Source organism: Streptomyces sp. CB03238, from assembly GCF_002099185.1.
Taxonomy (GTDB): Bacteria; Actinomycetota; Actinomycetes; order Streptomycetales; family Streptomycetaceae; genus Streptomyces.
This window is the reverse complement of the sequence record NZ_NBCN01000010.1, coordinates 112,228-132,357: the sequence shown is the minus strand read 5'-3', so window position 1 is coordinate 132,357 and position 20,130 is coordinate 112,228. Positions and strand designations below refer to the sequence as shown.

Below are 20,130 nucleotides of genomic sequence, written 5' to 3'. Positions count from 1 at the left end.
GGCGGGGCGGGCGGCTCAGGCGCGGGCGAGGCGCGGGACCGCGTCGAGCAGGACGCGGGTGTACGCGTGCCGGGGCGCGCCGATCACGTCCTCGACAGGGCCGGACTCCACGAGCCGGCCGTGGTGCATGACGGCGACGGCGTCGCAGACGTACCGCACCACGGCGAGGTTGTGCGAAATGAAGAGCATGGTCAGACCGAGCTCTCCGCGCAGTTCGCGCAGCAGGTTGAGGACGGCTCCCTGGACGGAGACGTCGAGGGCGGAGGTGATCTCGTCGGCGATGAGCAGCTCCGGCCCGGCCGCCAGCGCGCGGGCGATGGCGACGCGCTGGCGCTGGCCGCCGGAGAGTTCACGGGGATACTTGGCGGCGTACGCGGCCGGGAGGGAGACCAGTTCGAGGAGCCGGCCGACCTCCGCCGGCCGCTGGGCGCGCGGGACGCGGGTGCCCTCGGCGATGGCGTCGCCGATGCTCATGCGCGGGTTGAGCGAGGAGTATGGGTCCTGGAACACCATCTGAACGCGGCCGGGCGCGACTCCGGTGACCGTGCCCCGGTACGGGGTCAGGCCGGCCACGGCGCGGGCGAGGGTGGACTTTCCGGAGCCGGACTCCCCCACAAGCCCGGTGACGGAGCCGGCGGGGACCTCCAGGCTCACGCTGTCGACGGCAGTGAAGGAGCCGAAGCGGACGGTGAGTTCGCTGATGTTCACAGGACCTCCCAGCAGGCCACGGAATGGGTCTCCGTACGGGCGAGCAGCTTGGGGCGGATGGCGCAGCGGGCTGTGGCGAAGGTGCAACGGTCGGCGAAGGCGCAGCCGTCGCCGACGTCTGCGGGCGCGGGCTGGCGGCCGGGGATGGTGGTGAGGGGGCCCGACCGGTCGGTGTCCATGTCGGGCAGCGAGCCGACGAGGGCGCGGGTGTAGGGGTGGCGGGCGTAGTGGAGGGCGTCGGCGGGGAGTTCCTCGACGATGCGGCCCGCGTACATGACGGCGATCCGGTCGCACAGTTCGCTGACGACGGCGATGTCGTGGGAGATGAACAGGGCTCCCGCCTGTGTCTCGTCGACCGCTTCGCGCAGGACCCGCAGGACCTCGCGCTGGACGGTGACGTCGAGGGCGGTGGTGGGTTCGTCCGCGATGATCAGTCGGGGCGTGTTCATCAGGCCCATGGCGATGACGGCACGCTGGCGCATGCCTCCGGACAGTTCGTGCGGGTACCGCTTGGCGACGTCGGCGGGGTGTTTGATGCGGACCCGGTCGAGGCGTTCGACGGCGCGGGCCCGTGCCTCGGTGCGGGTGGCGCCGTCGTGCAGGGTGGCCACTTCGGCGAGCTGGCCGCCGACGCGGAGGGCGGGGTTGAGGGAGGAGGTGGGGTCCTGGAAGACCATCGCGAGTGACGACCCGAGCAGCTTGCGGCGCTCGGAGTCCGTCAGGCCGTCCAGGTCCACCCCGCCGAGCCGCAAGCGGGCGCTGGCGGCCAGGCCCGGGTAGGGCACGATCCGGCCGATGGCGGCGGCCGTCATGCTCTTGCCACTACCAGATTCGCCGACGAGGCCGACGATCTCCCCGGCGCGGACGGTCAGCGACACCTGGCGTACGGGGGTGATGCCGCCGGGGAAGGCGACGGTGAGGTCCCGTACCTCCAGGACGGCGTCCGGTGCGGGCTCGTCCATGGCGGGGGTGACCGTGGGGGCGACGGGCTTTCCGGACGTTTCGCGGGTGTGGGCGGCGGCCTTGGCGAAGGTGTCGCCGAGCAGCATGAAGCCGAGGCCGGAGAGGCTGACGGCGAGGGCGGGGGCCACGACGACGGACGGGGTGACGTAGACGTGCCCGAAGGCTTCGTTGAGCAGCCGGCCCCAGTCGTACGAGGGTGCCTGGACGCCCATGCCGAGGAAGGACATCGCGGACAGGCCGAGCAGGGCGCCGCCCATGGCCTGGGCGGTGTTGAGAATGAGCGGTTCGGCGATGTTGGGCAGGACGTGCCGGGTGAGGATGCGGTGGCGGGGCACGCGCAGCATGCGGGCCGCGGCGATGTAGTCGGATCCGGCGACGGACGCGGTCATGGTGTGGGTGAGCCGGGCGAAGGTCGGTGCGAGGGCGACGCCGATGCCGAGGACGGCGCCCTGTGCGCCGAGGCCCGCGACGACGGCGGTGAACATGGCGAGCAGGAGGGCCGGGAAGGCCACCAGGAGGTCGACCGCGGCGATGACTGCTCGGCCCGCGCGCCGGGGCAGGATCTGCGGCATGGTTCCGAGCAGGACGCCGGAGACGGTGCCGATCAGGGTGGCCAGGAAGGCGAGGCCCAGGGTCAGCCGGGTGGCGACGAGGGTCCGGGCGAGGAGGTCACGGCCGAGGGCGTCGGTGCCGAGCAGGTGCGAGGCGGAGGCTCCCTGGCTGATCTCCTTCGGGTTCATCCGGGTGGCGGCGTCCTCCCAGATCGGCGGGCCGACGACGGCGAGGAGGACCATGAGGGCGACGATCACGGCGCCCAGCAGACCGGCGGGGTTTCTCAGTAGACGGCGCATCAGCCCTCCCTGCGGGAGGAGGCGGACGGGGTGGACAGGGTCGACTTGGGGTCGAGGATCCCGAGCAGGATGTCGACGAGGAAGTTGACGACGAGGACGAGCGCACCGTAGACGAGGATCATGGCCTGCGCCACGGGGTAGTCCTTCTGGGTGATGGCCTCGACCGTGCGCAGGCCGAGACCGGGCCAGGCGAAGACGTTCTCGACCAGGACGCTTCCGGTGATCAGCCCGCTGAGCAGCAGGCCGCCCATGGTCAGGGTCGCGGTGAGGGTGTTCGGCAGCAGGTGGACCGCGTACAGCCGCCGGGCGGGCAGCCGCTTGGCGTGGGCCAGGCGCATGTAGTCGGTGTCGAGTTCGCGCAGGGTCTCGACGCGGGCCAGGCGGGCGATCATCGCCGCCGGTGCGATGGCGAGCGCCGTGACCGGCAGGACGAACGAGGCGGGCCCGGTGAGGCCGGCCGGCGGGAACAGGCCGAGGCCCAGGGCGAGGACGAGCAGCAGCGCCAGACCGTAGAGGTACTCGGGGATGGCGACGGCCGCGCCGGTGAGCGTGGTGAACGTGGTCTCGGTGCCGCGCCGGCGTCCGTTGTGGGTGCGGACGGCGGCCCACAGGCCCAGCGGTACGGCCACGGCGAGTGCGGTGAGGGTGGCGAGGACGGCGAGCGCGAGGGTGTTGGGGAGGCCCTGGCCGATGATGTCGGTCACCGGCTGGGAGGAGAAGAACGAAGTGCCGAGGTCGCCGGAGAGCAACTGCCGGACATAGTCGGTGAACTGGGTGAACAACGGCTGGTCAAGGCCGAGTTCGCTCCTGCGCTGGTCGACGAGTTCCTTCGGTGCGGTCGGACCGAGCATCTGGCGCAGCGGGTCGCCGGGGATGAGGTGGATCATCGCGAACGACGCCACGACGAGCACGGCGAGGGAGCCGACCAGGCGGAGCAGTTGCCGGCCGAAGAAGCGCAGGCTCAGCCGCCGGGGGCGGCGCGGCGCGGCGGCAGCGGCGGAGGTCGCTTCGTGCGGGGTGAGGACGTCGGATGGGGTGGTCACTTCTGTCCTCCCGTCATCCGGATCGACGTCGGGTCGAAGAGGCCCGACGTGATGCGGAAGGTGGCGTTGTGGGCGGCGATCGTGACGGTCTTGTCGACGACGGGAACGATGTCCCCGCTGTCGAGGAGGGCGTGTTCCGACCGCTCCCACAGGTCGCAGCCGACGGCGCCGGGGAGCCTGCTCGCCTCGGCGGTGAGTCGCTCGTAGGTCTTGTTAGTGAGGTGGGCGAAGTTGCCGCCGTCGGGGGTGAAGGGGCCGGACAGGGCGCCGAGCAGCTGCGTGGGCAGCGTGACACCGAGCGGCGCCCAGTTCACGTCCCAGTCCTGGGTGACCGCTTCGACCTCGCCATAGGCGGCGTCGGACACGGCTCGCAGCCGGACGTCGGCGCCGACGTTCTTCCATGACTCGGCCAGATACTCGGCCGCGGCAGCCATGGTCTCGCCCGAGGACGTGCCGTAGATCATGCGGATGGTGAGCCGCTTGCCGTCCTTGACGCGGAAGCCGTCGGGGCCTCGGCGCCACCCTGCGGCGTGGAGAGCCGAGCCTGCCGCGTGGGGGTCGAAGGCGGGCAGGTGGCCGGTGACGGTGTCGGCGGGGCAGGGCTTCGGTTCCATGACCAGGCCGGTGGGGGTGCGGCCGGTGCCGCCGGTGGCGATCGCTCCGAGGGATTCGAAGTCGACGGCCTGGAGCAGGGCCGTGCGGACGGCCGGGTCGCTGCCGGGGTGGCCCTTGCCCTGGTGGAAGAAGAACTCCTGCGTGCCGTTGGCCTGGTCGGTGGTGGTCACCCCGGGGATGTTTGCGACGCGGGCGCGGTCGGGGCCGGCGAGCTGTGCGCCGTTCAACTGGTGGGAGAGGAGCAGGTTGGCGGTCGTCGCCTCGCTGCCCACGACCTTGAGCACGACCGAGCCGGGCATGGCGGGGTCGGCGGTGGTCGCCCCGCCCGGACCCCAGGCGTAGTCGTCGCGCTTGGCGAAGGTGTAGCTCTGGTTGGGCTCTGCGGAGGTGAGCCGGAAGGGGCCCGATCCTGAGGTGCCGCTCTGGAGCAGACCGCGGTCCTTCAGGCCCGCGCCGCAGACGATGAAGAGGTAGCGGGTGCTCTGCAGGGTGAAGGCGAAGGGCTCCGGCGTCGAGAGGGTCACGGTGCCGGCGGTGTGGTCCGCCTTGGCGGTGAGGCCCTCGGGGACCACGACGCCGTACGCGGGCGACTTGGTGGCCGGATCGGTGATGTGGGCGACGTTGGCGGCGACGGTGCTCGGGGTCACGGGGCTGCCGTCGGCGCAGGTGACGCCACGGCGCAGGGTGAAGGTGACGGAGGCGGGCTTGACGTCCCACTTCTCGGCCAGGCCGGAGACGATCCGGCCGTCGGTCCCGGCGTGCACCAGGGTGTCGTACGCCAGAGACAGGGCGGTGTACGTGGTGGTGTTCTGGACCTGGTCGGGGTCGAGCAGTCCCGGGTCGCTCTTGATCGCGTAGCTGAAGGGGTCACCGCCGGACGATCCGGCCTGGGCGACGCTGCCGCAGCCGGCCGCCAGCAGTGACACCGCCAGACAGGCGGATATCGCCTTGGCTCTCTTCATCGAGGGCATCGGGGGCTTCATAGGGGGACTCCTTGGGGCGGGAGAGTTGCCCCACAGTCGCGGCTCATGGCCGGAAATGATTCAGTCGGGGCGACGAAAGCGGCCGGGCTTGTTGGGTGCGGGATCCCAAGCCGGGCGACGGCCGCGAAGACACGAGGGCCCCGGACCGCGGGGGAGGCGGTCCGGGGCGGGGCGGGTCCGTACGGACGGACGGAGGGCACGGGCGGCTCGTTCACGTTCCGGCGCGGAGGTGATCGACGGCGATCCTGGCGGCGCGGCCGATCGCCCGGTCCGCGAGGGGCTGCCGCGTGGCCGCGGTCGACGTACGCAGGAAGACGCCCACCGCGTACCGCTTGCCGTCGGGGTACTCGATCACGCCGGCCTCGTTGCGTACGGCGAAGTCGGTGCCCGTCTTGCCTGCGAGCCGCATGCCCGCTTCGGGGAAGCCGGAGACCAGGCGGTGCTGCCAAACCTGTTGGCCCATGATGTCCCGGACCTCGGCGCAGGCGCTCGCCGGACCGGCTTCGTCGCGCCAGATGGCGGCAAGGAGCGCGGTCACCTCGCGGGGCGTGCTCGACGGGCTGCTGCCGGGGGCGCAGGCGCGGAGGGCGAGGAGTCGCTCGTCGCGGATACCGGCCAACTGGTCGTCGAGGGAGCGGTCCGGAGCGAGGCCGAGTTCCTGGCGGATGTCGTCGTCCAGGGCAGCCGACGATGAGAACCCGAAGCCGGGAAAGCCCAGGTCGTCGAGGGTCCTGCGGACCCGGTCGGGGCCGACGACGTCCAGGAGCAGATCGGTCGCCGCGTTGTCGCTGATCGTCGTCATCATGAAGGCGAGGTCGCGGGCGCTCATCTCGACGTCGTACGCGCATCCGTCGGTACCGCTGCCGCCGGCCCGGTAGGCGGGCGTGACCGTGTGGCGCCGTGCCGGGTCGAGCTCCCCGGCCGCCGCCTGGCGGGCGTACTCAAGGGCGATGGGGATCTTGAAGACGGAGGCCAGCACGACCGGGGTGTCGGCGCCGTGGCCGAACTCCTCTCCTGTGTCGAGGTCCCGGGCATGGACGTAGCCTTCGACACCGGCCTGGGCGAAGTTGTAGGAGAGCACGGTGTGGACCTGCTCGGCTCCGGCTGACTGCTCTGCGGCGGTGGTCATGTCGTCTCCTCGGGTGGGGTGGCGGCCGGCGGGCGGCGCAGGTGGTCGACGGCGGTCCGCGCGGCACGGCCGATCGCGGCGTCGGCGGCCGGGTTGCGGCCGCCGAGGGCGGGAGTGCGCAGGAAGACCGCGACGGCGTAGCGGCCGCCGTCGGGGTACTCGACGACGGCGGCTTCGTTCAGGACTCCCCACAGGGAGCCGTTCTTGGCCGCGACGCGGATGTCGTCGTCGAAGCCCGCGACCAGCCGGTGGACGGACAGCTGATGGCTCATCAACTCCCGCACCTCTGAGCAGGCTTCCGCGGGGCCGGCCTGGTCGCGCCAGATCGCCGTGAGCATGGAGGTGATCTCCCGGGGTGTGCTGGAGGCGGACCGGGTGGGGTCGAGCATGGCGAGGCCCCTGATCCGGTCCTCGCTCACCTCGTCGAGCTGGGCGTCGATGTCGCCGCCCGGGTCGAGGCCGAGCTCCTCCCAGACCGGGTCCCACAGCTCTCGGTAGCGCCCGACCGGCAGGCGCGGGCAGCCGAGTTCGGCGGCGACGGCGCGTACCTGGTCCGTGCCGAGGATCTCCATGAGCTTGTCGGTGGCCGCGTTGTCGCTCATGGAGAGCATGAAGAACGCGAGGTCGCGGGTGCTCATGGTGACGTCGTGCCGGCAGCTGTCGGTGCCGATGCCGCCGCCCTCTCGGTTGGCCGCGGTGATGGTGTGCCGGGCGGCCCGGTCGAGGGCTCCCGCGGCTGCCTGGCGGGCGTAGGCGACCGCGACCGCGATCTTGCGGATGGACGCGACGATGACGGGGACATCGGCGCGGAAGGCGACATCACGGCCACCGTTTTCGCCGTCATCGTCGATGTCGCGGGCGTGGACGAAGCCCTCGACACCGGCCTCGTCGAAGATCGTCTGGAAAGCCGAGGTCGCGGCAACTGCGGTGGAGGGTGGTGCCATCGGGATCCAATCCTGCGGAAGTCAGCTGGTCTTGGGGGTGGCCCGGCCGCTGTAGTGGAGGTACGAGGGGCCGTCGGTGCGCTGCTCGAACACCACCGCGTCCCAGATCGAGTCGCCTTCGTCGCGGCCGACGAAAGTCGTCGCGTCGACGGCGACGAGGTCGAGGGTGCGCGAGCGGGCGAGGCCCACGAGGATGCCGGTCGGCTCGGTACGCAGACGCGCTCGGCCGCCCTCGCCCGCCGTCACGTGGATCCTGCTGCCGGCGCGCTCGTACACACCGGTGAACGGGTCGACGTCGACATGGACGGGCTGCTCGGGCGGGGCGATGGGGGCGGGTACGTCGATCGCGTGCAGCTCTCGGAGAAGCTCGGAGGCGAGACGGTGCTGGAACTCGACGCTCCGGCCGCCGTTGATCAGGAGGGCGATGGCGGTCCCGAGTTCGGGCAGGACCCAGAGAACGGCGTGCTGGCCGATGGTGTCGCCGGTGTGGAAGACGACCTCGTGGCCGTCCCACTCGTCCAGGCTCCAGCCGATGCCCCACTGCCGTCCGCCGCAGTGCGGATTGGGCAGATCGACCTGTGCCCGTCGCAAGGCGGCAGGGTCGGCGAGGAGTGCTCCGGGGGTGAGGTGGGCGCGGCCGAAGGCGACCACGTCGGCGGCCCGTGCGCAGATCAGCCCCGTGGGGCCGACGGACCGGGGCAGCCCCCACTGCGGCACCACGGCGCCGTGCTCGTCGTGGCCGACGGCGGCGCCGAAGCGCAGGACGTCCTCCGGCAGCGTCCAGGTATGGGTCAGTCCCAGCGGCTCGCAGATCTGCTCGCGCAGGGCCTGGTCCCAGACCCTGCCGGTGAGCCGTTCGACGACCCGGCCGGCGATGACGAAACCGGAGTTGCAGTACGAGTGGGAATCCCCGACAGGGAAGGTCTGCTCCAGGTCGGCGCACGCCTCGACGTAGCGCCGCAGGCAGTCGTCGCCGCGGCCCGTGTCCAGGAACAGGTCGCCGTCGATGCCCGAGGTGTGGGTGAGCAGGTGGCGCAGGGTGATCGCCGCGGTGGCACGGGGGTCGCGCACCCGGAACTCCGGCAGGATCTCCGCGACGGAAGTGTCCAGGGTGGCGCGGCCCTGCTCGACCAGGAGCATCAGCTGGGTCGCGGTCCACACCTTGGTGACCGATCCGATCTGGAACAGTGAGTCGGTGCGCACGGGCGCCCCGGTGCCGGTGTTGAGGACGCCGGTGGCGCACTCGTACACCTCGCCGTCGTACCAGAACGCGAGGCTCGCGCCCGGCACTTCGGAGTCGGCGGCCAGGGCCGCCAGGCGGCTGGCCCAGTGCTCGGTGTCGGCCTTCACGCACGTCCTCCGGGTGGCTCGATGCGGCTCCTTGAACTTGGCCGGAAGCGTACGCGCGGAGGACACCCGATGGTTCGTGTGCGGATACGAAGATGCAGGCCGGAGCTTGGTCCGGCGGACGACTCCGGGGGCGGTCGGCGTTCCTAGGGTGGCGGGCACCGAACGTACGAGGAGACGAGACGACGATGCCGCTGATCGACCGCGACGACTGCGCCCTGGTGATCATCGATGTGCAGACCGATTTCTACCCGCCCAAGCGGCTCGACGTGGACCGGCAGCGGTTCCACGACATGGTGCGGCGCATCGCCTGGATCACGTCCGTGGCCGACCGCCTGGGGATCCCGGTCGTGGTGACCGAGGAGGACCCCGACGCCAGCGGCCACACCGTGCCGGAGATCCGCGAGGTGCTGCCGGCCAAGGCGGTCACCCTGCCGAAGAACGCCTTCGCTGTGTGGGACAACCCCGACATCGCCGCCGCGATCGACACCACCGGCCGTACGACCATGATCCTCGTCGGCATCGAGACCGACATCTGCGTGGCCCACTCGGCGATCCAGCTGCACCACGCAGGCAAGCGCGTGGTGGTCGTGGACGACGCCGCCTACTCCCCCGGCCAGGCCCACGACCGGGGCCTGCGACGCCTGGCAGGCCGGGGCATCGAGACGCTCTCCACCAAGGAGCTGTTCTACGACTGGGTGCGCACCATCCAGGACGCGGACGCCTTCCACGACACCCACGCGGACCTGACGGTCCCGCCGGGCGTCCGCCTCTGAACGAGGCGGCTGTCAGTCGAGCCTGACGATGGAACCTGGGCCTTGAGCCCCGGTCCCGCCGCCGTTCTGCGTCTGCCCCGGCCCCAGCAGGCGCAACTGCAGCATCGCGGCGAACCTCGCCGCCGGATCCTGAAGGTCGATCTCCCCTACCTCGGACACCCGGCGGATGCGGTAGCGGAAGGTGTTGGGGTGAACAAACACACTCGCGGAGGCGGTGATCACGTCCCCGAAGGCGTCCAGCCACGCCCGCAGGGTCTCGACCAGGTGGGCGTTGTGCTTGGCGTCGTACGCCACGAGGCGGGCGAGCGGGCCCGACAGCTCGTCGCGGTTGGCGACGGCCAGGTCCCGCATCTCGATCAGCAGGGCGTCGACGTACACGTCGGCGATCGAGGCGGCGCGCTTCCCGGTCCGGCCGGTGAACAGCACGCGGAGCGCCCTGTCGGCGTTGGCCCGTGAGCGCGGGAGCGCGGCGGGTTCCTCGGCGACCGAGCCGATCCCGATGACGGCGCCGGCCCGTTCGCCTGTGCGGGCCAGGAAGTTCGAGGCCACCTGCAGGGCACGTTCGCGGGCGTGGGCTGTGTCGCCCGGCACCGGGAAAAGCGCGTACGCCACGTCGCCGAGCAGGGCCACGGCGGAACGCGGCTGTACGGCGGTGAGGTGGACGGCCAGGGCGGAGGCCAGGCGCTGGCGCTCGGCCGTGACGTGGGCGTGGTCCTCGTCCCGCTCGGGTGCGAGGCCCATGGCCATGACCAGCGTCGGTTCGTCGACGAGCCCGAGCCGGCCGAGCGCCTCGACCGCCCCGGCCCCGCCTTCGAGCGCGGTGGTGACGAGGTCGGCGCGCAGCCGGTTCTCGGCGTCGGTGCCTGCCCGGAAGCGGAGCATGTGGAGGGCCACGAGCTTCGCCGCCTCCAGGAACGCCTTCTCCCGCTCCGGGGTGAGGGGCTTGCGCAGCGCCGCCCACACGGATCCGAGGAACTCGTCTCCGGCCCGGACCGCCACCGCCACCCGCGGCAGCGCCACCTCGTCGCCGACGGTCGGCGCGGGGACGTGCACCAGGCCCTCGCTGCGGTACAGCTCCTTGAAGACGCCGTGCTCCTCGTGGTGGCGCAGGTAGCGCTCGGGCACCTGGCGGGCCAGGATGCTCTCCACGCGGGGGGTGTCCGCCTCGTCCTGTCGGCCGGAGAAGGCGAGGATGCGGGAACGGCGGTCCTCGATGGTGATGGGGGCGTCGAGCAGCGTGGCGATGGCGTTGGCCAGGGCGAAGAGGTCTCCGGACGGCACCCCGCCGAGGGTCTGCTCCTCTCCCTCGCCCACGTCGCCTTCGGCGAGCTGGGTGCGCAGCATCGCCGCCAGCTGGGCCCAGGAGGCTCCGCGGGTCAGGGCGAGCAGCGCGACACCGGTCTTGTTGACGACCGGCTCCAGCTCGTCGGCGTCGTCGACGGGGCCGCGGACGACCAGGGCGGTGGCGCCGAGCGCGGCGAGGTACCGCAGCAGCCGGCCGATCTCCTCCGCGCCGTGCACACCGACGCCGAGCACGATGGCGTGCTCCGGATAGTGCTGCTCGTCGTACGGATCATGGATGCCGACGCCGCCGATCTCCCCGGCCGCGTCGGGGTCGCCGTACAACAGATCCAGGAGGGTGTGGCCGAAGTCCTCGAGCACCCGGCTGAGGCTCCGGGCGGGGTGCGTCGACATGTGCCTGATCATCTCCGCAGGTTAGGACGTGCGCAGCCCTGCGATGTGGTGCGTGCGAACGAGGGTACGTCAGCCTGTTCGTACCTGGGTACGAACGGCTTCGGCGGGGCGCCACAGGCGGGAGACGGCGGCTTCGGCGAGGGCGTCGGTCGAGTCGACCAGCGGGAGGACGCGGCCGGCCGCCCCGCTGATCAGCGGGATCTCCGTGCAGGCGGCGATCACCGTCTGGGCACCCTGCTCCTTGAGGCTCTCGTCGGCCGAGGCGATCCAGCGCTCGGGTTCGGCGGGGTCCGCACCGCTCTTGACTGCGTGGATCGCGGCGTCCACGTACTGCCCCTGCACGGGGGCCGGTACCTGCACCACGTCGAGCCCGAGCCGGGCCCCGGCCCGCTCGTACAGCCCGGTGAGCCGCGTTCCCCGGGTCGCCAGGACCCCCACCCGCTCGAGTCCGGGCGTGCGGCGGGCCGCCGCCTCCAACGCGGCCCTGATCATGTCGAGGACCTCGACGCCGGTCGCCTTGGACAGTTGCTCGACGTAGGCGTGCGCGGTGTTGCAGGGAACGGCGATGCAGCTCACTCCCGCGCGCTGAAGCCAGCGGGCGCCCTCCACGAGGGCGGGGACAGGGGAAGGCCCGTCCCCGAGCAGCGCCGCGGTCCGGTCCGGGACGGCGGGATCGGCCCACATGACGACGGGCAGATGCGCCTGGTCGGAGCCGGCCGGGGTGCGCTCGACGACCCGACGGTAGAAGTCGGCCGTGGCAAGCGGTCCCATCCCGCCGAGGATGCCGAGGGTCGGGCGGGTGACGTGACGCATGCGGGCAGCCTTTCGCTTACTTCCCGCCGTCGTCCGCGGGGCCTCCCTGATCGTGGTCCGACAGGATGCGCTGGGTGTCGTCGCCGGCTCCAAATGCTCCCGTCCGGATTGGTGCGGGGAACCGGAAAGCCCCTCGCCTGAAGACGAATTCGGCCGCACGGACGAAGCGGATAGGTAAGAGCTGTAGCCGGGACCCAACTCCACCACTCAGCCGCCGGTTTCACTGACCACTGGCCCCGTCACGGCCTGCTGATCGTCAACCCGAAGGTCCACCATGCACACGCACGACCCTGCCCTCACCGACCTCGTCGTCGCCTCACTGCGCGACCGTCTCCTGAACCGCCCCGCGCTCAACCACCCGGGCGAGGGGGACAAAATCGACAGGGTTCTGGCAGGGTTGATCGGGCCGGAGGGCAACGACCCTGCGGAGGTCCTGCGGCTGTGGACCGAGCACCTGGCGCCCACCGTGATCGCCGTCGACAGCCCCCGCTTCCTGTCGTTCGTCCCCGCCGCCCCCACCCAGGCCGCCGTCCTCTTCGACATGCTCGTCTCGTGCTCGTCGATCCAGGGCGTCTCCTGGCTCCTCGCCTCCGGCCCGATAGCCGCCGAGAACCAGGTCCTGCGCCTGCTGGCGGACCTCGCCGGAATGCCGGCCGAAGCCGGTGGCTGCTTCGTCTCGGGCGGCTCGGCCGGGAACCTCTCCGCCCTCGTCACCGCCCGCGACACGGCCTGGCACCTGCGGGGCCTCGGCCCGTACGACCGCGTCCGATTCGCCGTTTCCGATCAGGCCCACTCGTCCATCGGCAACGCCCTGCGCATCATCGGCGTCGAGCCTTTCGTGGTACCGACTGTGGACCACCGTCTGACCGGCCCCGCCCTGCGCGCCGTCCTCCTCGCCGATGCCGATCCGTCCGACGTCATCGGGGTAGCGGCCACCGCCGGCACTACCAACGCCGGGATCATCGACGACCTCACCGGGATCGCCTCCGCGGCAAGGGAGTTCGGTCTGTGGTTCCACGTCGACGGCGCATACGGAGGCGCCGGTCTCCTGGCCCCGAGCGTCCGGGACCGTTACCGGGGCATCGAGCACGCCGACTCCCTCGTCATCGACCCCCACAAGTGGCTGTTCGCCCCCTTCGACTGCGCCGCTCTCCTCTACCGGGAACCGCGCCTGGCGAGGGCGGCCCACACCCAGGACGCCTCGTACCTCGACGCCCTGCACACCGACGACACCCAGTGGAATCCCAGCGACTACGCCCACCACCTGAGCCGCCGCGCCCGGGGCCTCCCGCTGTGGTTCTCCCTCGCCGTCCACGGCACCAGCGCCTACAGCGAGGCCATAGAAAAGGCCCTCACCCTGGCCCGCGACACGGCCACCCTCATCCGCAACACCCCGCACCTCGAACTCATCCGTGAACCCGAGCTGTCCGCCGTGCTGTTCCGCCGAATCGGCTGGACTGCTGAGGACTACGCGGCATGGTCCGCCCGCCTTCTCGCAGGCCAGACCGCGTTCGTCGCACCCACGGGCTGGGAGGGCGAGGCTGTCGCCCGGTTCGCCTTCCTCCACCCAGACACCACCCTTGAGGTGGTCCAGGAGATCGTGAGCACGATGGCCTGAGGCCGACGGTGGACTGTGCTCGCCGCCTCCACCGATACATTGAGTGACGACCCAGCCATGCCTGGACAGCCCCTTCCGGCCAGCCTTTCCGCAGTACGAGAGGGCCCCTAGCTGGGGAGAATCTGGGGAGAATGGATCCCCCTGGGGAGCGCGTGGGGAGAATCGACCACGTAAAAGGGCTGCACGATGAAAGCACCCGAAAGAGTCATCGCTGCAGTTCAAAGCACCTCACCAGTCGATTTCCGCAGGTCAGCGCGTGGAGGGTGACGACTTCAAGAAGATTTCAGCCTGGGCGGCCATTCTCTTTGCACCCACACTCGTGGGAACTATCTACGGCATGAACTTCGAGTCCATGCCTGAGCTGGGTTGGAGCTTCGGATACCCCTTCGCGGTGGGCTTGATGGGGATGGTTTGCGTCAGTTTGTACGTGATTTTCAAGCGCCGCGATTGGCTTTAGGTGACCGGCTCCACTCAAGCAGCACGCGCATGGTTTGCTCTTGCGCCTCCCGCATAGGGAGCCCTATGGGGCGCTGGGGAGTCCCTGGGGAGAAGTGATGCGGGTGATCTCCTCGTCAACATGCTCACCACCGACCACCCACGCGTGACCGCCGAGAAAACCTGATGCGGGACGCCGGCAGGGCCGCGCCATGTCGGGGTGCCGACGGCGGCGACAGTGGGGGGAGGCGTTGCGGGACTCGGCGGTCAAGACGCCGGCGATCCGGAGCCCACCCCGGTCGACGTCACCGTCGCCGTCTCGCTGATGACATCCGATGGTCTTCAAGGGAGACAGCGCCCGCCTGTCTCTCAAGATGTGGCACCTCACCGCGACCGGCGCCACCCCAGCCCCCGTTCTCCAGACGCGGTTGCACCACCTGGCCGAGGATGCCGGCGTTCAGTTCGACGCCTTCCCCGCCCGGACTCCGCACAGCACCCTGGCGAGGGCAGAACGCAACTGTCACGGCGCGGTCGGGGTGAGGGGGCAGCCGGGGGCAGGTCGGCTTGGACGGCGTCCGCCGGCGCGGCATGGTGTTCGGTGAGGCGTTCGGGACCGAGCTCGGCGCGCAGGTAGTCGCGGATGACCTCGTGCGGGCTCAGGCGCCCCCCGTCCGCGTCGTCCACACCGAGCAGGGACAGGTCGTTCAGGTCCGCGCACAGATTCGTGTCTGCCACTCGTCGAGGTTCGCCGTAGGGCGCCACAGGGTGGCTACGACGGCGATGGGCACGGCCTCGCGGAACTCGTCACCTGCGTGCTGTTCGGCGACGGGGCGGGCGCCTTGGTCGTCTCCAGGGAGCCGTCAGGGCGCAGCACGGCGGTGTGCCGTGTTCTCAACCGCTTCGTCGGGCTCGGGCAAGCACCCGGACAGGTCCGGGTCAGCGGCGGCGCACCACCACCTGGAGCGGTGCGCGGAAGGACAGCAGCCCCAGCATGGGCGGTTGCTCGTCCTCGACGAGAACCGCGTCCGGCAGCAGTCGGGCCAGCGTGCGGAGTGCCACGGCCGCTTCGGTGCGGGCCAGGGACGCGCCGGGACAGCGGTGCCGTCCCGCGCCGAAGGAGAGGCGGTGACGGATGTTCTGCCGGTACGGGACCAGTCGTTCAGGTTCGTCGAACATGTCCGGATCCGAACCCGTCCCCATCAGCATCAGCAGGAGCTGTGCCCCGGCCGGCAGCCGTGTTCCGGACAGTTCCACCTCGTGCGCGGTGACCCTGCGCCAGGTGGTCGAGTATCGCCCGGTGGGAGGGATGACGACGCGGTGGGGGCCCCGAGCGGAGGCGGACGCCCCCCATCCACACCCCGTTTCGCCGCACATATGGCGAGGTGCCCCGCATCTGTGCGTTCGCACAAGCGCGGGGCACCCCTGTCGATCTGGTGAGAGAGTCAGTTCCCCTCGGTTTCGAAGGTGCGCAGCAGATCGGCAGCGACGCTCACCGCGATGGTCGCGGGTTCCTTGCCGGTGATGTCGGCCAGCCCGATCGGGGTCTTGATCCGGTCGATCGTGGCCTCGTCGTGACCGCCCTCGGTGGCGAGGCGTTTGCGGAACCGCACCCACTTGGCCGCCGACCCGATCAGCCCGATGGAGCCGAGATGGGTGGTACGCAAGGCGGCGTCGCACAGAGCGGCGTCCTCGGCATGATCATGGGTCATGATCAGGACATGGGTGCCGCGCGGCAACTCCTCCAGCACCTCCTCGGGCAGCAGCGGCGTGTGATGCACGTGCACCTGCGCCACCGCGTCCTCCAGCACGTCGAGCCGCTCCTTGGTGAGCAGGTCGGAGCGGCTGTCGATCAGGTGGAGGTCGAGGTCCTGACGTGCCAGGACGCGCGCCAGTTCCAGCCCGACGTGCCCGACGCCGAAGATCGCCACCGCGCGTACCACCGGCAGCGGTTCGAGCAGCACCGCGACCGTGCCGCCGCAGCACTGCACGCCATGCTGGTTGGTCACTTTGTCGTTCAGGGCGAAATCCATCAGCTCCGGCTCGGGCGTGGCCGCGGCGATCATCTCCCGGGCCCGGTCGATCGAGACGGCCTCGACATTGCCGCCACCGATCGAGCCCCACGTCTCGGTCTGCCCCACCACGAGTTTCGCACCGGCGTCGCGAGGGGCGTGGCCGCGCACGGCCGCGACGGTCACCAGCACGCCGGGCTCCCGGCGTGCTCGCAACCGTGCGACCGCGGCGACCCACGTCATGTCAGGCACCGCTCAGCACTTCTGCGTCGGCCCGGATCGTGCCGTCGGTGGCGAGCCCGTCACCGGCGTCACCGTTCCGGGAGGCATCGGCCTGGCGAGCCGCCTGGATCGCCCAGTACACCGCTTCCGGCGTCGCGGGCGAGGCCAACTCGAGGCTGACACCGCTCGGTCCGAACGCTGCGGCGGCCTGCCGCAGCGCTTCGCGTACCGAGAACGCCAGCATCAGCGGAGGCTCACCCACCGCCTTGGACCCGTACACCGCGCCCTCTTCGGTGGCGTTCTCGAGCAGGTGGACGTTGAACTCCTCGGGCATCTCCGAGAAGCTCGGCAGCTTGTAGGTGCTCGCCGCCTGGGTCAGCAGCCGGCCGCGGTTCGGGCCGTCGCTGGTGTCCCAGCGCAGGTCCTCGAGCGTCAGCCAGCCCGCGCCCTGCACGAAACCGCCCTCCACCTGGCCGATGTCGATCATCGGGGACAGGCTGTCGCCGACATCGTGCACGATGTCCACGCGCCGGATGCGGTACGCACCGGTGAAGCCGTCCACCTCCACCTCGGTCGCCGCGGCGCCGTGGGCGAAGTACTTGAACGGCGAGCCCCGGAACGACTTCGCGTCCCAGTGCAGCCCCTCGGTCCGGTAGAAACCGGAGGCCGAGAGCTGAACCCGCTGGAAGTACGCGGTGCGCACCAGGTCGTCCCAGGCGAGCTCCTTGTCGCTGCCCAGGGAGCGCGCGACGCCCTCGACGATGCGTACGTCCGAAGCGTTCGCGCCCAGCTGGGTGGCGGCCACCTGCAGCAGCCGCCCGCGCAGCTGCTCACAGGCGTTCTTGATCGCCCCGCCGTTGAGGTCCGCCCCGGCGCTGGCGGCGGTGGCGGAGGTGTTGGGCACCTTGTCGGTACGCGTCGGGGCGAGGCGGACCTTGTGCAGCGGGATGCCCAGCGTGGTCGCGGCCACCTGCATCATCTTGGTGTGCAGGCCCTGGCCCATCTCGGTGCCACCGTGGTTGATCAGGACGGAGCCGTCCTTGTAGATCAGCACCAGCGCGCCGCCCTGGTTGAAGGCGGTGAGGTTGAACGAGATGCCGAACTTGATGCCGGTGACGGCGAGGGCCCGCTTGGTGTGCGGGTGCGCGGCGTTGAAGGCGGCGATCTCGCGCTTGCGGTCGGCGATGCCGGCGTTGTCCTTGACCTGCTGCCAGACGGTGGAGATCCGCTCGGCCTGGGTGACCGGCTGTCCGTACGGCGTCGTCTGGCCCTGGCCCGGCCGGTAGAAGTTGCGCTCCCGCAGCTCCATGGGGTCCAGGCCGAGCTGCGGCGCGCAGCGGCCCAGGATGTCCTCGATCACCAGCATGCCCTGCGGTCCGCCGAAGCCTCGGAAGGCGGTGTTGGAGACCGTGTTGGTCCTGGCGATGCGACCGGCGACGCGCGCGTTGGGGATCCAGTAGGTGTTGTCGATGTGGCACAGCGCGCGGGCGAGGACCGGCTCGGACAGGTCCAGGCTCCACCCGCCGTCCGCGACCAGGGCGGCGTCGAGGGCCTGGATGCGGCCGTCGGCGTCGAAGCCGATCTTCCACTTGGCGTGGAACCCGTGCCGCTTACCGGACATGGTCAGGTCCTGGGTCCGGTTGAGCCGGAACCGGACCGGCCGCCCGGTCAGCTTGGCGCCGAGCGCGGCGACGGCCGCGAACCCGTGCGGCTGCATCTCCTTGCCACCGAAGCCGCCGCCCATCCGCAGGCACTGCACGGTCACCTCGTGGGCGGGCACACCGAGCACGTGCGAGACGATTTCCTGCGTCTCCGAGGGGTGCTGGGTGCTGCTCTGGATGAACACCTGCTCGTTCTCGTCGACCAGGGCCAGCGCCGCGTGCGTCTCGAGGTAGAAGTGTTCCTGACCGGCGAACTGGAACTCGCCGGTGATCACATGCGCGGAGTCGGCGAAGCCCGCGTCGACGTCGCCGTGCACCATCAGGGGCTGGGCGCCGTGATAGCTGCCCGCCGCGATCGCGTCCTGCAGCGTGACGATGGAGGGCAGTTCCTCGAGTTCCACCTCGACGGCCGCCGCACCGAGCCGGGCCGCCTCCAGGGTCTCGCCGAGCACCCAGGCCACCGCGTGGCCGTGGAACATGACCTCGTCGGGGAACAGTGGTTCGTCGTGCTTCATACCGGCGTCGTTGACGCCGGGCACGTCGGCACCGGTCAGCACGCGGACCACACCGGGCACGGCGAGCGCGGGCTCGGTGCGCAGCGCGGTGATCCTGCCGCGGGCCTTCATGACCTGGACCGGGTACGCGTGCAGCACGTCCTTGGTGCGCTGGACCAGGTCGTCGGTGTAGAGCGCGGTACCGGTGACGTGCTGGAAGGCACTCTCGTGCGGCATCGAGACGCCGACGACGGGCTTTTCTGGACGCTCTGACAAATGACTCATGACGACACCGCCTCGGTGGTCTGTGCGTGCAGCTTCAGCAGGCTCTGGCCGAGCATCGCCGAACGGTAGAGGGAGCTGGCGCGATGATCGTCCATCGGCGTGCCCTCACCCCGCAGCACCCGGGCCGCGGCCTCGACGGTCTCCGCCGACCACGGCTTGCCCTCCAGGGCCGCCTCGGTGGCGAGGGCGCGGATCGGGGTGGCGGCCACACCGCCCAGGCCGATGCGTGCCGTGCGGACGATCCCGTCCTCGATGTCGAGCGCGAAAGCGACGGCGACGCTGGAGATGTCGTCGAAGCGCCGCTTGGCGATCTTGTGGAAGGCCGTGACCGGCGACAGCGGCAGCGGGATGCGCACCGCGCGGATCAGCTCACCGGGGCGGCGCACGCTCTGCCGGTATCCGGTGAAGTACTCCGCCAGCGGGACCACGCGCTCACCGTCGGCGTCGGCGAGCACCAGCGACGCCTCCAGCGCGAGCAGCACCGGCGGGCTGTCACCGATCGGGGAGCCGGTACCCAGGTTTCCGCCGAGGGTCGCACCGTTGCGGATGAGCCGGGAGGCGAACTGCGGGAACAGCTCGGCCAGGAGCGGCACTTGGCCGTCGAGGCGACGCTCGATCTCGGTCAGCGTCAGCGCCGCGCCGATCTCGATGTGGTCGGACTCGACGCGCAGCTCCCGCAGTTCGGGCAGCCGGTCGATGGCGACCACACACTCCGCCCGGCGGGAGCGGATGTTGACCTCGACGCCGTAGTCGGTGGAGCCGGCGACGACCACCGCGTCGGGCCGCTCGCGCAGCAGCTCCAGCGTCTCGGCCAGGGTGTTCTTCCGCAGGAACGTGCTGTCGTCCTGGGTGTACTCGGTGGCGACAGGCGCCGGCGGGGCCTGCTCGCGGCGCTGCGCCAGCGGGTCCTCGGCGGTGGGTTCCCCCACGGCGAACGCGGCATCGCGAATGGGGCGGTAACCGGTGCAGCGGCACAGGTTTCCGCTCAGCGCGTGCAGATCGAACCCGTTCGGACCGTGCTCGGCGTCGGTGGTGTCTGCCGAGTCCGCGTCCCCGTGCCCGTGCGCGCAGCGGTCGGGCCGGTAGTACTCCGCGGCCATGCTGCAGACGAATCCCGGCGTGCAGTAACCGCACTGGGAGCCACCACGGACCGCCATCTCCTCCTGCACCGGGTGCAGGGTGGGCGGCGTGCCGGGTTCGCCGACGGTGGCGAGACCCTCGGAGGTGACGATCTCCTGACCGTCGAGCGCCGCGACCGGGACCAGGCAGGCGTTGACCGCCACCCAGTCGGTGGGCTTGTTCACCCCGGGGCGGGCCACCAGGACCGAACAGGCGCCGCACTCACCCTCGGCGCAGCCCTCCTTGGTGCCGGTGAGGCCACGCTCCCGCAGAAAATCCAGCACTGTGGTCTGGGGCGCAGCCGGTGAGATCGGTGCTTCTTTCCCGTTGACCGTGATCCGCGCCGCTACCATGACAGGCCTACATTTCGGTGCGTGATCGGTCGATTCATCATGTTCGCCAATTTCAGGCAGCTTTCTG

15 protein-coding genes and 1 pseudogene are annotated in these 20,130 nt (G+C 70.9%); 3 read left to right on the top strand and 13 right to left on the bottom strand.

The window, feature by feature from the left end; translation table 11 throughout:
• Window positions 1-15: 15 nt before the first annotated feature.
• The 7 genes from BKD26_RS19465 to BKD26_RS19435 all read right to left on the bottom strand — a co-directional run bounded on the left by BKD26_RS19465 (window position 16) and on the right by BKD26_RS19435 (window position 8,586).
• Window positions 16-708, bottom strand: a complete 693-nt coding sequence (locus BKD26_RS19465) for an ATP-binding cassette domain-containing protein (protein ID WP_084899663.1) — start codon at window positions 706-708, stop codon at window positions 16-18.
• A complete protein-coding gene (locus tag BKD26_RS19460; protein WP_084899660.1) occupies window positions 705-2,522 on the bottom strand; it encodes a dipeptide/oligopeptide/nickel ABC transporter permease/ATP-binding protein in 1,818 nt (605 codons plus the stop codon). The genes BKD26_RS19465 and BKD26_RS19460 overlap by 4 nt, the downstream gene beginning before the upstream one ends.
• Window positions 2,522-3,565, bottom strand: a complete 1,044-nt coding sequence (locus tag BKD26_RS19455; RefSeq protein ID WP_084899658.1) for an ABC transporter permease — start codon at window positions 3,563-3,565, stop codon at window positions 2,522-2,524. The genes BKD26_RS19460 and BKD26_RS19455 overlap by 1 nt, the downstream gene beginning before the upstream one ends.
• Window positions 3,562-5,163 carry an ABC transporter substrate-binding protein gene (locus BKD26_RS19450; RefSeq protein ID WP_084899655.1) on the bottom strand — a complete coding sequence of 534 codons (1,602 nt, stop codon included), beginning with the start codon at window positions 5,161-5,163 and terminating at the stop codon, window positions 3,562-3,564. The genes BKD26_RS19455 and BKD26_RS19450 overlap by 4 nt, the downstream gene beginning before the upstream one ends.
• A gap of 211 nt (window positions 5,164-5,374) precedes the next feature.
• Complete coding sequence (locus tag BKD26_RS19445) at window positions 5,375-6,292, bottom strand: serine hydrolase (RefSeq protein WP_084899653.1); 918 nt, start codon at window positions 6,290-6,292, stop codon at window positions 5,375-5,377.
• On the bottom strand, window positions 6,289-7,236 hold the full coding sequence (locus BKD26_RS19440) for a serine hydrolase (protein ID WP_084899650.1): 948 nt from the start codon (window positions 7,234-7,236) through the stop codon (window positions 6,289-6,291). The genes BKD26_RS19445 and BKD26_RS19440 overlap by 4 nt, the downstream gene beginning before the upstream one ends.
• A 21-nt stretch (window positions 7,237-7,257) precedes the next feature.
• A complete protein-coding gene (locus BKD26_RS19435) occupies window positions 7,258-8,586 on the bottom strand; it encodes a serine hydrolase domain-containing protein (RefSeq protein ID WP_084899646.1) in 1,329 nt (442 codons plus the stop codon).
• Between the two features lie 185 nt (window positions 8,587-8,771).
• Here BKD26_RS19435 and BKD26_RS19430 point away from each other — a divergent pair, with 185 nt between their 5' ends.
• A complete protein-coding gene (locus BKD26_RS19430) occupies window positions 8,772-9,359 on the top strand; it encodes an isochorismatase family protein (RefSeq protein WP_084899644.1) in 588 nt (195 codons plus the stop codon).
• 12 nt (window positions 9,360-9,371) lie between these two features.
• Here the strand turns inward: BKD26_RS19430 and BKD26_RS19425 are convergent, their stop codons facing one another.
• Both BKD26_RS19425 and BKD26_RS19420 read right to left on the bottom strand, forming a co-directional pair.
• Window positions 9,372-11,054 carry a helix-turn-helix domain-containing protein gene (locus BKD26_RS19425; protein WP_084899642.1) on the bottom strand — a complete coding sequence of 561 codons (1,683 nt, stop codon included), beginning with the start codon at window positions 11,052-11,054 and terminating at the stop codon, window positions 9,372-9,374.
• Between the two features lie 69 nt (window positions 11,055-11,123).
• Window positions 11,124-11,867, bottom strand: a complete 744-nt coding sequence (locus tag BKD26_RS19420; protein ID WP_084899639.1) for an amino acid racemase — start codon at window positions 11,865-11,867, stop codon at window positions 11,124-11,126.
• Between the two features lie 274 nt (window positions 11,868-12,141).
• On the opposite strand from BKD26_RS19420, the gene BKD26_RS19415 reads away from it, so the two are divergent.
• Both BKD26_RS19415 and BKD26_RS19410 read left to right on the top strand, forming a co-directional pair.
• Window positions 12,142-13,485 (top strand): pyridoxal-dependent decarboxylase, encoded by a 1,344-nt coding sequence (locus BKD26_RS19415; RefSeq protein WP_084899637.1) that lies wholly within the window; start codon window positions 12,142-12,144, stop codon window positions 13,483-13,485.
• A 265-nt stretch (window positions 13,486-13,750) separates the two neighbouring features.
• Window positions 13,751-13,942: pseudogene (locus BKD26_RS19410) on the top strand (CorA family divalent cation transporter); the annotation flags it as partial.
• 914 nt (window positions 13,943-14,856) lie between these two features.
• Here the strand turns inward: BKD26_RS19410 and BKD26_RS19400 are convergent.
• From BKD26_RS19400 to BKD26_RS19385, 4 genes are all read right to left on the bottom strand, one after another.
• Window positions 14,857-15,294 (bottom strand): cytochrome P450, encoded by a 438-nt coding sequence (locus BKD26_RS19400; protein ID WP_277622397.1) that lies wholly within the window; start codon window positions 15,292-15,294, stop codon window positions 14,857-14,859.
• Between the two features lie 68 nt (window positions 15,295-15,362).
• Window positions 15,363-16,172, bottom strand: coding sequence for a xanthine dehydrogenase accessory protein XdhC (xdhC, locus tag BKD26_RS19395; protein ID WP_107417912.1), 810 nt, complete (start codon window positions 16,170-16,172; stop codon window positions 15,363-15,365).
• A gap of 1 nt (window position 16,173) precedes the next feature.
• Window positions 16,174-18,591 (bottom strand): xanthine dehydrogenase molybdopterin binding subunit, encoded by a 2,418-nt coding sequence (xdhB, locus tag BKD26_RS19390; protein WP_084899628.1) that lies wholly within the window; start codon window positions 18,589-18,591, stop codon window positions 16,174-16,176.
• A complete protein-coding gene (locus BKD26_RS19385; protein WP_084899626.1) occupies window positions 18,588-20,063 on the bottom strand; it encodes an FAD binding domain-containing protein in 1,476 nt (491 codons plus the stop codon). Before BKD26_RS19385 ends, xdhB begins: the two co-directional genes overlap by 4 nt.
• Window positions 20,064-20,130: the final 67 nt, after the last annotated feature.

What these genes read in the sequence shown, in the direction of transcription:
- BKD26_RS19445 (WP_084899653.1), bottom strand. Translation starts at nt 6,292, where the DNA reads ATGACCACCGCCGCAGAGCAGTCAGCCGGAGCCGAGCAGGTCCACACC.
- BKD26_RS19425 (WP_084899642.1), bottom strand. Translation starts at nt 11,054, where the DNA reads ATGTCGACGCACCCCGCCCGGAGCCTCAGCCGGGTGCTCGAGGACTTC.
- BKD26_RS19430 (WP_084899644.1), top strand. Translation starts at nt 8,772, where the DNA reads ATGCCGCTGATCGACCGCGACGACTGCGCCCTGGTGATCATCGATGTG.
- BKD26_RS19385 (WP_084899626.1), bottom strand. Translation starts at nt 20,063, where the DNA reads ATGGTAGCGGCGCGGATCACGGTCAACGGGAAAGAAGCACCGATCTCA.
- BKD26_RS19440 (WP_084899650.1), bottom strand. Translation starts at nt 7,236, where the DNA reads ATGGCACCACCCTCCACCGCAGTTGCCGCGACCTCGGCTTTCCAGACG.
- BKD26_RS19420 (WP_084899639.1), bottom strand. Translation starts at nt 11,867, where the DNA reads ATGCGTCACGTCACCCGCCCGACCCTCGGCATCCTCGGCGGGATGGGA.
- xdhC (WP_107417912.1), bottom strand. Translation starts at nt 16,172, where the DNA reads ATGACGTGGGTCGCCGCGGTCGCACGGTTGCGAGCACGCCGGGAGCCC.
- BKD26_RS19415 (WP_084899637.1), top strand. Translation starts at nt 12,142, where the DNA reads ATGCACACGCACGACCCTGCCCTCACCGACCTCGTCGTCGCCTCACTG.
- BKD26_RS19400 (WP_277622397.1), bottom strand. Translation starts at nt 15,294, where the DNA reads ATGTGCGGCGAAACGGGGTGTGGATGGGGGGCGTCCGCCTCCGCTCGG.
- xdhB (WP_084899628.1), bottom strand. Translation starts at nt 18,591, where the DNA reads ATGAGTCATTTGTCAGAGCGTCCAGAAAAGCCCGTCGTCGGCGTCTCG.
- BKD26_RS19450 (WP_084899655.1), bottom strand. Translation starts at nt 5,163, where the DNA reads ATGAAGCCCCCGATGCCCTCGATGAAGAGAGCCAAGGCGATATCCGCC.
- BKD26_RS19460 (WP_084899660.1), bottom strand. Translation starts at nt 2,522, where the DNA reads ATGCGCCGTCTACTGAGAAACCCCGCCGGTCTGCTGGGCGCCGTGATC.